This window comes from Micromonospora sp. NPDC051227 (genome assembly GCF_044455385.1).
GTDB lineage: Bacteria > Actinomycetota > Actinomycetes > Mycobacteriales > Micromonosporaceae > Micromonospora.
Window position 1 is genome coordinate 398,872 of the sequence record NZ_JBITET010000002.1, and the last position, 13,527, is coordinate 412,398.

Here is a 13,527-nt window from a genome sequence, read left to right on the forward strand (position 1 = left end):
AGGTACGAGAGGAGATCCCCACGTGTTTTTGCGCCGTATGAACGCCGATATGGTCTCGCCCGACCAGGCCCTGCCGGGCCGTCAGATCGCCATGCCGGTCGCCGACCGCCACGAGGTGCTGGGCACCCCGTTGAAGGGTCCGTTCCCTGAGGGCCTCCAGGTCGCGGTCTTCGGCATGGGCTGTTTCTGGGGCGCCGAGCGGCTGTTCTGGACGCTGCCCGGCGTCTACACCACCTCCGCCGGCTACGCGGGTGGCATCACCAAGAACCCGACGTACGAGGAGACGTGTTCCGGCCGGACCGGGCACGCCGAGGTCGTCCAGGTGGTGTACGACCCCAGCAAGATCAACTATGAGGATCTGCTGAAGGTCTTCTGGGAGAACCACGACCCGACCCAGGGCATGCGCCAGGGCAACGACGTGGGCACCCAGTACCGCTCGGCGATCTACACGACCACCGACGAGCAGCGGACCATCGCGGAGTCGTCCCGGGACGCGTTCCAGCCGATCGTGACGCGGGCCGGCAAGGGTGAGATCACCACTGAGATCGCCCCGCTCGGCAGCTACTACTTCGCCGAGGACTACCACCAGCAGTACCTGGCGCCGACCAAGAACCCGAACGGGTACTGCAACCACGGCCCGAACGGGCTGAGCTGCCCGGTCGGAGTCGCCCGAGTCGGCGGCTGACCACCGCCACCCGCACACGTGTGATGCCCGGCCGCCGATGAGGTGGCCGGGCATTCCCGTTCGGCCCTGTGATCGAAATCCGTTGCCGAGCCCGACGAGAACTCGATAACGTGGCCGTACACGTGAAAGGAGGTGGTCCAGACTTGTATAGCAATCGGACTCGTGAGGTGGCTGTCAGCTAGCCGCTGTCCTCGACAGTGATCGGCCTGCCGCGAGGCGGGCAAAAAGCACCATCGTCGAGACCGTGTGGCAGCGGTGCGGCGAATCCACGACAGCCACCCGACCCCCGGGGTGCCGGCCAAGTCCAGCCGGCCCGCGCACATGCGCGGAGCGCCCCGGGGGTCGCTCCATATCCGCGGGAGTGGCGATGTCCATGCGCGAGCTGGTGGTGCTGGGGACGGCCAGCCAGGCGCCGACCCGTCAGCGCAACCACAACGGGTACGTGCTGCGCTGGGACGACGAGGTGATCCTCTTCGACCCGGGCGAGGGCAGCCAACGTCAACTCCTGCACACCACTGTCACCGCCACCGACCTGACCCGGATCTGCGTCACGCACTTCCACGGCGACCACTGCCTCGGCCTGCCCGGCACCATCCAGCGACTCTCCCTGGACCGGGTGGCGCACCCGGTCGCCGTGCACTTCCCCGCCGGCGGCGCCGAATACTTCACCCGGCTCCGGTACGCCACCTCCTTCTACGAGACCGCCGAGCTGCGGGTCGAGCCCATCGAGGCCGACGGGCAGCGGATCGCCCTGCGCTGCGGCACGCTGGAGGCACGCCGGCTCCGGCACCCCATCGAGACGTACGGCTACCGGCTGGTCGAGCCGGACGGGCACCGGATGCTGCCGGAGAAGCTGGCCGCGTACGGCATCGCCGGGCCGGCCGTCGGCGAGCTGATCCGCATCGGGCACCTGGACCTCGACGGACGCCGCGTCACCCGGGCCGAGGTGAGCGTGCCCCGGCCGGGGCAGCGGTTCGCGTTCGTGATGGACACCGGCCTCTGCGACGGGGTGTACGCCCTCGCCGAGCACGCCGACCTGCTGGTCATCGAGTCGACGTTCCTGGAGTCGGAGGCCGCGCTCGCCGCCGAGGTCGGCCACCTGACCGCGGCGCAGGCCGCCCGGGTGGCGACCGAGTCCGGGGTACGCCGCCTCGTGCTGACCCACTTCTCCCAGCGCTACCCCGACCCGCGCCGGTTCCACGACGAGGCGCGCGCGCACTTCGACGGTGATCTGATCATCGCCGAGGATCTGACCACGGTGCAGCTGCCGCCGCGCCGGGTAGATTCGGCCGGGTGACCGTCACGCTCCGCCCCGCAACCGAAGGCGACCTGATGGCGGTGGGCGACCTGCACCAGCGCTCCCGGGTCGCCGCGTACTCCGCCTTCCTGCCGGCCGAGGCGCTGGCCGACCCGACAGCGGAGGCGATGGGGCGGTACTGGGTCGAGCGGTGGATCTGGGAGCGGGACACCCACCGGATGACAGTTGCCGAACGGGCCGGGGCGTTGGTCGGGTTCAGCCACCTGGGCCCGGACGACGAGGACGACCCCGCCACCGGGCTGCTCAACGCGATCCACCTCGACCCGGCCGAGCAGGGCCGCGGCGTCGGCCGCACCCTGATGGTGGACGCGTTGGACGCCATGCGCGCGCAGGGTTGGCGACGCGCCGTGCTCTGGGTGCTGCGGGACAACGTCCACGCCCGCTCGTTCTACGAGCGGGGCGGCTGGACCCCCACCGGCGACGAACGGGACGAGGCAATCGGGTCGGCCCCGACCCGACAACTCCGCTACACCCGCCCCCTCTGAGCGCCCCGCCCACCCCGCGCCACCCCGCGCCACCTCGCCTCGCCGATCTTGCACTTTCTATCGAGACAAAACGCCGCAATAGCGACGTTCAGGCGACAGCAAGTGCAAGATCGACGGAGACGGAGACGGGGACGGGGACGGGGACGGGGACGGGCAGGCTCAGTGGGCGCCCAGGTGGGACAGGAGGTCCTGGCGGGTGAGCACGCCCTTGGGCTTGCCGTCGACCAGGACGAGCGCGGCGTCGGACTTCTCCAGCATGCCCACCGCCTCGCTCACCGGCTGACCACCACCGATCATCGGCAGCGGGTCGCCCATGTGCCGCTCGATCGTGTCGTGCAGGTGGGCCTGACCGGTGAACAACGCGTCGAGCAGGTCCCGCTCGGCGATCGAGCCGGCGACCTCACCGGTCACCACGGGCGGCTCGGCCTTGAGCACCGGTAGCTGCGAGACGCCGTACTCGCGCATGTAGTCGATCGCGTCGCGGACAGTCTCGGTCGGGTGCACGTGCACCAGCTCCGGCAGCCCGCCCGGCTTGCTGGCCAGCGCGTCGGCCACCGTCGGCTCTGCACCGGAGTTGTCGAGGAAGCCGTACCGGGCCATCCACGAGTCGTTGAAGATCTTGGAGAGGTAGCCACGACCGCCGTCGGGCAGCAGCACCACCACCACGTCGTCCGGGCCGGCCCGGCGGGCGACCTCCAGGGCGGCGACCACCGCCATTCCGCAGGAACCGCCGACCAGCAGCCCCTCCTCGCGGGCCAGTCGCCGGGTCATCTCGAAGGACGCCTTGTCGGAGACCTCCACGATCTCGTCGGCGACACCCCGGTCGTACGTCTCCGGCCAGAAGTCCTCGCCGACGCCCTCCACCAGGTACGGCCGCCCGGTGCCGCCGGAGTAGACCGAGCCCTCCGGGTCGGCCCCAATGACCCGCACCCGGCCCTCGGACGCCTCCTTGAGGTACCGGCCGATGCCGGAGATGGTGCCGCCGGTGCCCACGCCGGTCACGAAGTGGGTGAGCTCGCCGTCGGTCTGCTTCCACAGCTCCGGGCCGGTCGTCTCGTAGTGCGAGCGCGGGTTGGCCGGGTTGCTGTACTGGTTGGGCTTCCAGGCACCGGGGATCTCCCGGGTCAGCCGGTCGGAGACGTTGTAGTAGGAGCGCGGGTCCTCCGGCGCGACGGCGGTCGGGCAGACCACCACCTCGGCGCCGTACGCCCGGAGCACGTCCTGCTTGTCCTGGCTGACCTTGTCGGGGCAGACGAAGACGCACTTGTAGCCCTTGAGCTGGGCCACCAGGGCCAATCCGACGCCGGTGTTGCCGCTGGTCGGCTCGACGATTGTGCCGCCGGGCTTGAGCAGGCCGGCGGCCTCGGCGTCCTCCACCATCCGCAGCGCGATCCGGTCCTTCACCGAGCCGCCCGGGTTGACGTACTCCACCTTGGCCAGCACTGTGGCCTGGATGCCCTCGGTGACGTTACGCAGACGCACCAGCGGGGTGTTTCCGATCATGTCGACGACGTTGTCGTAGTACTGCACGGTGTGCCCTTCGTTGCGGCGCCGGCGGTGGGCGGCCGGGAAGACGTTTGCTCACCGCCCAGCGTACGTGTCGTCAGGGCACCAGCCCCCCGGGGATGACGGAGCTGCGGCGAGCCTCCCACTCCAGGAACCGGTCGGTCTCGGCGAGCACGCTGCCGGCCAACCAGGTGACCATGACCGCGTCGTCGGCCAGCCCGAAGATCGCCAGCGGGATCTCCGGGAGCAGGTCGATCGGCGAGACAATGTACGCCGTCGCCGCGCTCATCAGGGCCAGCCGAAGGCCGCCGTCGTACTCCCCCTTGGCGGTGGCTCGGATCATCCGGGGCAGCGCGGCCAACCGTGTGCCGATCGACGGCCCGTTGCGCGCCCCGGCCGCCAGGGCCCGCGCCAGGGCCGTGAACGCCGCGCTGCGCTTCAGTGTCTTACCCATCGTCGCGCTCCTCTCCGCCGGATCAGCGTGGCGGGTCGGCGCAAGTCGGCCGGCCTCTGGAACCCAGGTACCCCGTCGCGTCGGTTTCCAGGCACCCGGGTGCCGTCACGACGACAGCGGTGTGTCGGGCCAGCGCGATAATGTCGCGGTATGGGGGTGGCACATTCCGTCGTACCCGGTGGTGAGCGCTGGCGGCAGGCCCGGCGGTTCGTCCGGCTGGCCGCCATCGGGACAGGCGCCACCGCGGCGGCCGCGGTGGCGACCGGCGGGGTGCTGGTCGGCCAGGCCCGCCAGGCTCGACGGACCATCCCGATGGCCGAGGCGCCGCCGCCCCGCTGCGACGGGATGTACGGCGCGAAGTTCCCCGGTCCGGCGCTCACCATGGTCGTGCTCGGTGACTCGTCGGCGGCCGGCTACGGGGTGCACCGCCGTCGGGAGACGCCCGGGGCGCTGCTCGCCACCGGCCTGTCCCGTCGACTGCACCGGCCGGTGCAGCTGCACCGCTACGCGGTGGTCGGCGCCATCTCGGCCGCGCTGCGCCACCAGGTGGAGGCGGCGCTGGAGTGCCGACCCGACATCGCGGTGATCCTCATCGGCGGCAACGACATCACCAACCGCACCCCGCGCGGCCTGGCGGTGCGCTATCTGGTCGAGGCGGTGCACACCCTGCGCGACGCGGGGTGCGAGGTGGTCGTCGGCACCTGCCCCGACCTGGGCGCGATCCGCCCGATCCAGCCACCTCTGCGCTGGCTGGCGCACCGCTGGAGCCGCCAGCTCGCCGCCGCCCAGACGGTGGCCGTGGTCGAGGCGGGCGGGCGGACGGTCTCCCTCGGTGACCTGCTCGGCCCCCGATTCGCGGCCGAGCCGACCCGGATGTTCGCCTGGGACCGGTTCCATCCCTCCGCCGAGGGGTACGCGATGGCCGCCGCCGCGCTCCTGCCCACGATGCTCTCCGCCCTCGGCGCGACCCCGGAACGACGGGCCACACCGACGCTCGGCGACGGCGTACGGTCGCTGCCGAAGGCCGCGCAGGAGGCGGCTCGACACGCCGGCACGGAGGTCAGCGGCGTCCAGGTCCGAGGCCGCGACCGAGGGCCGGCCGGCCGGTGGGCGCAGCTGCGCCGACGGGCGTTCTTCGGTGTCGGCGCGGTGCCGCAGCGCGGGTCCGCCTCGGACACCTCGACAGTGGAGGGACTGGCATGAACGAGCGCAGCGCGCGGAGCGTGACCTCCGGCCTCGCCGGCCGACTGGGTCGGGCGGCGGCGATCTCGCTGTTCGCCGGCACCGTCGGGGGCGCCGCCGTCCTCGCAGGTGAGGCGTTCATCGCCCGGCACCGACGCTACGCCGAACCGGAGCTCGGCCTTGCCCTGCGCGCGACGATCGGCCGGGCAGGCGCTGCCCCGCTACGACTGGTGCTGCTGGGCGACTCGTCGGCACTGGGCGTCGGTGTCGACCGTCTGGAGGACACCATCGGCGGGCAGTTGGCCAACCTGCTCGCCGAGGGCCCGACCGGCCGCCGGGTCCACCTGTCCAGCGTCGGCGTCTCCGGGTCCCGCTCGACTGACCTCGCCACCCAGGTGGCCCGGGCCCTGCTCGGTGAGCGGCCCGACGTGGCGTTGATCCTGATTGGCGCGAACGACGCCACCGGGCTGCGCCGACCCTCCGACGCGGCGGCCTATCTCGGCGCGGCGGTGCACCGCCTGCGTGAGGCGCGCGTCGAGGTGGTGGTGGGCACCTGCCCCGACCTCGGGGCGGTGCGGGCCATCGCGCCTCCGCTGCGCCAGGTGGTCGGCTGGTCCGGGCGTCGGGTGGCCCGCGCGCAGACCACTGCGGTGCTGGACGCGGGCGGCTCGGTGGTCGACCTGGCCACCGAGACCGGGCCGGTGTTCCGGGCCGACGCCGGGACGCTCTGCCAGGACGGTTTTCACCCCTCCGCCGACGGCTACCGGGTGTGGGCGCACGCGCTGCTGCCCGCCATCGTCGCCGCGGCGGCAGCCACGACCTGGCGCTAGATCGTCCCCGGCCAGGGTGACATTTCCCGCCGCGCCGGCTTCTTCCGCGCCATGTTACCGGCGGGTTAACGTTGGTCCATGCCGATTGAGTCGTCCCGCGACGCCGTCATCGTCGCCACCGCCCGCTCCCCCATCGGCCGGGCGCACAAGGGGTCCCTGCGCGACGTCCGCTCCGACGACCTCGCCGCGACCATCGTCCAGGCCGCGCTTGACAAGATCCCCGAGCTCGATCCGACCACGATCGACGACCTCTACCTCGGGTGCGGCCTGCCCGGCGGCGAGCAGGGCTTCAACATGGCCCGGGTGGTGTCCACCCTCCTCGGTCTGGACACTGTCCCCGGCGCCACGCTGACCCGCTACTGCGCCTCCTCGTTGCAGACCACCCGGATGGCGATGCACGCGATCCGGGCCGGCGAGGGCGACGTGTTCGTCTCCGCCGGGGTGGAGATGGTCTCCCGCTACGCCCGGGGCAGCTCCGACGGGCTGCCGCCCGAGGCGCAGGCCCTGGTCGGCGGCGGCTGGGAGAACCCCCGCTTCGGGCCGGCCGGTGAGCGCTCGAAGCGCCGCGCACAGGGCGGCGCCGAGGTGTGGACCGACCCGCGTGAGGCCGGCGAACTGCCCGACATCTACCTGACCATGGGGCAGACCGCGGAGAACCTGGCCCAGGTGTACGACGTCACCCGCGCCGACATGGACGAGTTCGGCGTACGCAGCCAGAACCTCGCCGAGAAGGCCATCACCGACGGTTTCTGGGCCCGCGAGATCACCCCGGTCACCACGCCGGACGGCACCGTGGTGAGCACCGACGACGGGCCCCGGGCCGGCGTCACCCTCGACGCGGTCGCCGGCCTGAAGCCGGTGTTCCGCCCGGACGGTCGAATCACCGCCGGCAACTGCTGCCCCCTCAACGACGGCGCCGCCGCCGTGGTGGTGATGAGCGCCCAGCGGGCCGAGGAGCTCGGGCTCACCCCGCTGGCCCGGATCGTCTCGACCGGTGTGACAGCCCTGTCGCCGGAGATCATGGGTCTCGGGCCGGTCGAGGCGTCCCGGCAGGCACTGCGCCGAGCCGGCATGACCATCGACGACGTCGATCTCGTCGAGATCAACGAGGCCTTCGCCGCGCAGGTCATCCCCTCCTACCGCGAGCTGGGCATCCCGGAGGAGAAGCTGAACGTGATGGGCGGGGCCATCGCGGTCGGCCACCCGTTCGGCATGACCGGCGCCCGGATCACCGGCACCCTGCTCAACGCACTGGAGTGGCACGACAAGACCATCGGTCTGGAGACCATGTGCGTGGGCGGTGGCCAGGGCATGGCCATGGTGCTCGAACGGCTCAACTGAGCCGAGTTGCCTCAGAGCGCGCTGCGGGTCGCCGTCACCTCGGCGGCGGCCCGGCTCAGCGCCTCGTCCCCCGGGTCGGCGCTCAGCAGGTCCGCGGTGACCACCCGTAGCTGGTCGGGCAGGGCCAGGTCGTTGTCGAGCCGGGGCACGACCCGGCGCGGCTCCCCCTCGGCGTCGGCGGCCAGGTTGGCCACCTCCTGCACCAGGCGGTGCACCAGGTCGGCGCGGGACACGTTGCCGGCGGTCGCGACCGCCGCCCACCGGGGCTGCTGCCAGTGCGTGATCTGACGGACCAGCAACTGCACGGCCTTGTCCAACTCCGCTGCGCTCATCGCCGCCGAGTCTACGGCCGACACCGACCGCGCCGGGTCGGGCCGGTCAGCGGCGCAGGTAACTGAGCAGCCGCAGCAACTGCCAGTAGAGGAAGACCAACCCGGTGAGCAGGCCGAACGCGCTCAGCCACGCGTACCGACGGGCTCGGCCGTCCCGCACCGAGCGTTCGACGAGATCGAAGTCGAGGATGAAGCTGAACGCCCCGGCGATGATGGCCACCACCGAGAAGGCGTACGGCAGCCAGCCGACCTCCCCGCTGACGCTGTAGACCGCCAGGCCCGGTCGCCCGGTGATCAGGTACGACACCAGGTTGACCACGCTGAGCACGGCGATGCCGAGCAGGGTGCCGATCACCAGGCGGGCCAGCCGGGGCGTCGCCCGGATCACCCGGGCCCGGTAGAGCGCCGCCATGCCGAGGAAGACGCCGAAGGTGCCGGCCACCGCCTGCACCACGATGCCCGGGTAGACCTGCTCGAAGGTGCGGCTCGCCACCCCCAGCAGCAGGCCCTGGAGGACCGCGTAGCCGATGATCGGCACCGGGTTGGTGATCGCTCGCAACGAGATGACCAGGACCAGCGCGATCGAGGCGAGCGCGCTGCCTGCCAACGCGGCCCCCAGCCACACGGCGTCGGGGATCACCGCCCAGGACACCGCCGCGGTAGCGCCGGTCACGAGCAGCAACCCGACGGTACGGACCACCACGTCGTCGACGGTCATCGGCTCGACGTCCCGCGAGCCGAGCACCCGATCCTCCACCCGGCCGGCCTCGTCCAGCCGGTTGAGCACCGGGTTGTTGCTGCGCACCGCCGCCTCCTTCGCCCGCGTACCCCCCGAAGTCACTCTGCCCCGGGCGGGCCGGCGGCGGCGGGCAAACGGCGCGGACGACGGCGCCCGCCCCCACCGGAGTGGGGACGGGCGCCGGTCGGCAGTGCGGACGAGGTCAGTCGTCGCCCTGGAAGTAGCTCAGCAGGCGCAGGATCTCGATGTAGAGCCAGACCAGGCTGACCAGGATGCCGAAGGCGGCCACCCAGGAATAGCGCTGCGGCAGGCCCATCCGGACGCCGTCCTCGATCTCCTTGAAGCTGAGCACGAAGCTCAGCGAGGCGACCACGATGCAGACCAGGCTGAACCCGATGGCGAGCGGGCTGCCGTCGCGCAGGCCGGTGTTGACGCCGAACAGCGCCAACACCAGGTTGATCATCATGACGGCGAAGAGGCCGACCATCACCGCGATCATGCCCTTGACGAAGGCCGGGGTGGCCCGGATGACCTTCGCCTTGTAGAGCATCGCCATCAGGAAGAAGATGCCGAAGCTGGCCACGGCAGCCTGGAGCACGATGCCGTCGTAACGCGTCTCGAACGCCTTGCTGACCATGCCGACGAAAACACCCTCGACGACCGCGTACGCGATCACGAGCGCCGGGTTGGCCATTCGGGAGAACGAAATGATCAAGCCGAGGACCAGGCCGACCACCGCCGCGCCGATCCACGCGGCACCGACCAGCGCGTCGGGCACCAGCACCCAGGCTGCCGCGGCGGTGATGCCAAGGATGCCGAGCAGAGCGACCGTCTTGACGACCACGTCGTCGACGGTCATCGGCGCCACGGTCGGCGGCGCGGCCGGGTAACCGGCCTGGGACGGGTACTGCTGGGGAATGCCGGGCTGTCCGTACGGCCCGGCCGGGGCGTACCCGGCGGAGCGCTCCCGCTCGGCCGCTTGGCCGAGCCGGGCGAGCACCGGGTTCGAGGTCTTCACTGTCTGGCCTCCCTCAGGGGGTCGTTTGCACGTGAACGTGCCCTCCAAGAGTAAACGGCAGAGCCGAGTCCTGGAGATCACGAATGAGAATGTGTGAGTCGACCGGTGCCCGGGGCGGGGGTCGAACCCGCACGCCTTTCGGCAGCCGCTTTTAAGGCGGCCGTGTCTGCCTTTCCACCACCCGGGCGAGTGGCACCGGCGCGCCGACACGCCTGGTGCATTGTCACCGTAGCCGGTCTGCGGCGACCCGGCGTACCCCGCCGGCCTGGCCACATTAGGGTCGATGCCGTGAGCAGCGCAGCCCCCACGGCCCCCGACGCCGCGCCTGAGCAGGCATTCCGCTTCGCCGATCAGGTCAACCGCCGACCCCGGGCCACCCGGCTGCTGGCCGCCGTCCGCCGCCACCGGGCGGACCTTCTTGCCGCTCTGATCTTCGCGGTGCTGGCCGGCTGGCTCACCCACGGGCTGTGGCCCGACCCGGGCGCCCGCATCCTGGCGCTCAACCCGGAGGACCAGACCCTCTACGAGTGGTTCCTGGCGGTGGACGCCCGCGCGCTGCTCGGCGACTTCGAGCTGCTCAGCGACCGGCTCAACGCTCCGGACGGTGTGAACCTGATGGCCAACACCACTGTGATCGCCCTCGGCATCCTCTTCGCGCCGGTCACCCTGCTGCTGGGCGCACCTGTCACCTTCGCGCTGCTCGCCGCCGGCAACCTCGCCGGCACCGCACTCGCCTGGTACCTGCTGTTCCACCGGACGCTGCGCGTCCGCCGGGTGGCCGCCGCACTCGGCGGCTGGCTGTGCGGATTCGGACCCGGCATGGTGTCGCAGACCAACAGCCACCTGCACATGACCGCCCAGTGGCTGGTGCCGGTGATCGTCTGGCTGGTGGTCCGGCTGCTGCGGGCGGCCGACCCGGGGCCCGATACCCCCGACGAGGCCGGCCGTACCCGAGCCACCGGGCCGGACCGTCGTCGGCTGTTCACCTCCGCGGCCGGGCTGGCCGGTGCGATCAGCGCGCAGGTCTTCATCGGCGAGGAGGTGCTCTTCCTCGCCGCGATCACGCTGCTGGTGATGGCGATCAGCTACGCCGTGGCGGACCGGGACCTGGCCCGCCGGGCGCTCCCCGGGTTCGCCGGCGGGTTGGCGATCGCCGCCGGGCTCGCCCTGCTGGTGCTCGGCTATCCGCTGTGGTTCCAGTTCGCCGGGCCGCAGGGAGTCGCCGACGGGATGTTCACCCCGGCCTACTTCTCCGCCGACCTGAGCAGTTGGTGGGCGCTCTCCCCGCTGTCGGTGGCCGGCAGCGACGAATCCGCCCGGCTGACCACCGGCCCCGCCGAGTACAACACGTTCCTCGGCTGGCCACTGCTGTTGGTCGCCGCGGTCTGCGCGATCTGGGCCGGGCGACGCCGGCTGGTCTTCGCCTGCGTCGCGGCGGGCCTGGTGATGGGGGCGCTCTCGCTCGGCCCCGAGGTGGTGCTCGGCGGCACCAGGACGGCGATCCCCGGCCCGTACGCCCTGATCGGAGGGCTGCCGGTGGTGGACGGGGCGTTGCCGATGCGGTTCGGACTGGCGTTGCTGCCGATCGTCGCGACGCTGCTGGTGCTCGCTGTCGACCGGGCCCTGCGCAGCTCCGGTCGGGCACGGCGGCTGGTGCCCCTGGCCGTCGGAGTGGCGCTGCTGCCGATCTTCCCGCCCCCCCTGCCGACCGCCGGCCGACCCGCAGTGCCGGACTTCATCACCGGCGGCCACTGGCGGCGGTGCGTACCGCCGGGCGGGGTGCTGGTCCCGGTGCCGCTGCCAACCCCGAAGGAGCCCTGGCCGATGCGCTGGGCGACCGCCGCCGACGCCGGCTTCGGGCTTCCGGAAGGCTTCTTCATCGGCCCGTATGGGAGGGGCGGCACCGCGGCGATGGGCACCTTCAAGCAGCCCACCTCCGCGCTACTGGCGGATGTCGCCCGCCGCGGCGACCAACCGGCCATCGGCGACGAGCAGCGCCGACAGGCCGCCCGCGACGCCGACTTCTGGGGCGCCTCCTGTGTGGCGCTGACCGACGACGCCCCCCACGCCGACAGCCTGCGCGCCACCCTGGAACAGCTCTACGGCCCCGCCACCCGAATAGCCGACGCCTGGACGTGGCGGGTCTAGACCAACAAAAACCCCGCCGATCTTGCACTTTCTGCCCGGACAAGACGCGCCAAAAGGCGCATCACGACGTCCGAAAGTGCAAGATCGACGGGGTCAGTGGGTCTCTGATCAGACGCGGGGCGCGCCGACCGGCTGGGAGGCCTCGACGAACTCCTCGCGCGGGTCGTGCAGCTGGCCCAGGGCGACCACCTCGCGCTTGAGGAAGAACGCCAACGACCAGTCCACCACCACGCGGACCTTGCGGTTGAACGACGGGATCCGGCTCATGTGGTACGTCCGGTGCATCACCCACGCCGGCCAACCGGTCATCTTGATCCCGTACACCTGGGCCACACCCTTGTGCAGGCCGAGGCTCGCCACGCTGCCGACGTGCTTGTGCTTGTAGTTCACCGGCTCGCGACCCCGGATCACGGCCGTGATGTTGTCGGCCATCCGGGCGGCCTGGCGCACCGCGTGCTGAGCGCTCGGCGAGCAGAAGTTGCCCGGCTCCTTGGTCAGGTCCGGCACGGCGGCGCAGTCGCCCGCGCTCCAGGCACCCTCGAGCACCTGGTCACCGTCGACCACCTGGAGCGTGGGCAGGCAGGTGATCCGTCGACGGTCGTCACGCGGGAAGTCGGTGGAGTCCAGCATCGGCGACGGCTTCACACCGGCCGTCCAGACGATCGTGTCGGAGCGGAAGCTGTCACCGTCGGAGAGCTTGACCACCCCGTCGACGCAGGACTCGAGACGGGTGTCCAGCCGGATGTCCATGTTGCGCTTCAGCAACTGCTGCACGGTGTAGGCACCCATGTCCCGGTCGACCTCGGGCAGCACCCGCTGGGTGGCCTCGACCAGCACCCAGCGGACCTCGTCCTGCTTGAGCTCCGGGTAGTAACGGAGGGCGTCGCGAGCCATGTCCTCCATCTCGGCGAGCGCCTCGATGCCGGCGTACCCACCGCCGACGAAGGTGAAGGTCAGCGCCGAACGGCGGACGTCCGGATCCGGCGTGGCGGCCGCCACGTCGAGCCGATCCAGCACGTGGTTGCGCAGGTAGATCGCCTCGCCGATGGTCTTGAACCCGATGCCCTGCTCGTGCAGACCGGGGATCGGCAGGGTGCGGGAGACCGAACCCGGAGCCACGATCACGTGGTCGTAGGTGATCTCCCGGGCCGGGCCGCTGATCGGCTGCACGGTGGCCACCTTGCGGTCGTGCTCAATCCGCGTGACCGTGCCGGCCACCATCTTGCACCGGCGCAACTCCCGCCGCAGCGGCACCACGGAGTGCCGCGGGGAGATGTTGCCCGCCGCCGCCTCGGGCAGGAACGGCTGATAGGTCATGTGGGGTTGGGGGTCAACCACCATGACCTCAGCCTCACGGGAGCTGAGCTTCTTCGACAGGCGCAGGGCCGCGTACAGACCGACGTGCCCGGCACCAACCACAAGGATCCGCTTCGGATTCACGTTGTCTATCTTTCCCCGGCCGGCTCAGGTAATCCCGTTCGCGCCCCCC

Annotated in this window: 12 protein-coding genes, 1 tRNA gene and 1 pseudogene; 7 read left to right on the top strand and 7 right to left on the bottom strand. The window is 71.6% G+C overall.

Annotated elements, in window-relative coordinates:
- The first annotated feature begins 22 nt into the window (after window positions 1-22).
- The 3 genes from msrA to ACIA47_RS05930 all read left to right on the top strand — a co-directional run bounded on the left by msrA (window position 23) and on the right by ACIA47_RS05930 (window position 2,488).
- Window positions 23-685 carry a peptide-methionine (S)-S-oxide reductase MsrA gene (msrA, locus tag ACIA47_RS05920; protein WP_091394206.1) on the top strand — a complete coding sequence of 221 codons (663 nt, stop codon included), beginning with the start codon at window positions 23-25 and terminating at the stop codon, window positions 683-685.
- A gap of 367 nt (window positions 686-1,052) precedes the next feature.
- Window positions 1,053-1,982 carry a ribonuclease Z gene (locus tag ACIA47_RS05925; RefSeq protein ID WP_396705858.1) on the top strand — a complete coding sequence of 310 codons (930 nt, stop codon included), beginning with the start codon at window positions 1,053-1,055 and terminating at the stop codon, window positions 1,980-1,982.
- Window positions 1,979-2,488, top strand: coding sequence for a GNAT family N-acetyltransferase (locus ACIA47_RS05930; protein WP_396705860.1), 510 nt, complete (start codon window positions 1,979-1,981; stop codon window positions 2,486-2,488). Before ACIA47_RS05925 ends, ACIA47_RS05930 begins: the two co-directional genes overlap by 4 nt.
- Window positions 2,489-2,647: 159 nt before the next feature.
- Here ACIA47_RS05930 and ACIA47_RS05935 read toward each other — a convergent pair whose 3' ends face one another.
- The gene (locus ACIA47_RS05935; RefSeq protein ID WP_355005636.1) at window positions 2,648-4,018 is read right to left on the bottom strand and encodes a cystathionine beta-synthase; all 1,371 of its coding nucleotides are present in this window, start codon (window positions 4,016-4,018) and stop codon (window positions 2,648-2,650) included.
- A gap of 73 nt (window positions 4,019-4,091) precedes the next feature.
- Complete coding sequence (locus ACIA47_RS05940) at window positions 4,092-4,448, bottom strand: YkvA family protein (RefSeq protein ID WP_203123645.1); 357 nt, start codon at window positions 4,446-4,448, stop codon at window positions 4,092-4,094.
- Between the two features lie 150 nt (window positions 4,449-4,598).
- On the opposite strand from ACIA47_RS05940, the pseudogene ACIA47_RS05945 reads away from it, so the two are divergent.
- The 3 genes and pseudogenes from ACIA47_RS05945 to ACIA47_RS05955 all read left to right on the top strand — a co-directional run.
- Window positions 4,599-5,662 (top strand): annotated as a pseudogene (locus tag ACIA47_RS05945) (SGNH/GDSL hydrolase family protein); the annotation flags it as partial.
- The gene (locus ACIA47_RS05950; protein ID WP_396706381.1) at window positions 5,648-6,460 is read left to right on the top strand and encodes an SGNH/GDSL hydrolase family protein; all 813 of its coding nucleotides are present in this window, start codon (window positions 5,648-5,650) and stop codon (window positions 6,458-6,460) included. The pseudogene ACIA47_RS05945 and the gene ACIA47_RS05950, both read left to right, overlap by 15 nt.
- 78 nt (window positions 6,461-6,538) lie before the next feature.
- The gene (locus ACIA47_RS05955; RefSeq protein WP_396705863.1) at window positions 6,539-7,801 is read left to right on the top strand and encodes an acetyl-CoA C-acetyltransferase; all 1,263 of its coding nucleotides are present in this window, start codon (window positions 6,539-6,541) and stop codon (window positions 7,799-7,801) included.
- An 11-nt stretch (window positions 7,802-7,812) separates the two neighbouring features.
- On the opposite strand, the gene ACIA47_RS05960 is transcribed toward ACIA47_RS05955, so the two are convergent.
- From ACIA47_RS05960 to ACIA47_RS05975, 4 genes are all read right to left on the bottom strand, one after another.
- On the bottom strand, window positions 7,813-8,133 hold the full coding sequence (locus ACIA47_RS05960; protein WP_396705865.1) for a hypothetical protein: 321 nt from the start codon (window positions 8,131-8,133) through the stop codon (window positions 7,813-7,815).
- Window positions 8,134-8,179: 46 nt separating this feature from the next.
- Window positions 8,180-8,938 carry a Bax inhibitor-1/YccA family protein gene (locus tag ACIA47_RS05965; RefSeq protein ID WP_396705867.1) on the bottom strand — a complete coding sequence of 253 codons (759 nt, stop codon included), beginning with the start codon at window positions 8,936-8,938 and terminating at the stop codon, window positions 8,180-8,182.
- A gap of 136 nt (window positions 8,939-9,074) precedes the next feature.
- Window positions 9,075-9,890, bottom strand: a complete 816-nt coding sequence (locus ACIA47_RS05970) for a Bax inhibitor-1/YccA family protein (RefSeq protein ID WP_203123635.1) — start codon at window positions 9,888-9,890, stop codon at window positions 9,075-9,077.
- Window positions 9,891-9,996: 106 nt separating this feature from the next.
- A tRNA-Leu gene (locus ACIA47_RS05975) sits at window positions 9,997-10,077 on the bottom strand.
- 101 nt (window positions 10,078-10,178) lie between these two features.
- On the opposite strand from ACIA47_RS05975, the gene ACIA47_RS05980 reads away from it, so the two are divergent.
- On the top strand, window positions 10,179-12,038 hold the full coding sequence (locus ACIA47_RS05980; RefSeq protein WP_396705869.1) for a hypothetical protein: 1,860 nt from the start codon (window positions 10,179-10,181) through the stop codon (window positions 12,036-12,038).
- A gap of 108 nt (window positions 12,039-12,146) precedes the next feature.
- On the opposite strand, the gene ACIA47_RS05985 is transcribed toward ACIA47_RS05980, so the two are convergent.
- A complete protein-coding gene (locus ACIA47_RS05985) occupies window positions 12,147-13,478 on the bottom strand; it encodes an NAD(P)/FAD-dependent oxidoreductase (protein ID WP_354941224.1) in 1,332 nt (443 codons plus the stop codon).
- Window positions 13,479-13,527: the final 49 nt, after the last annotated feature.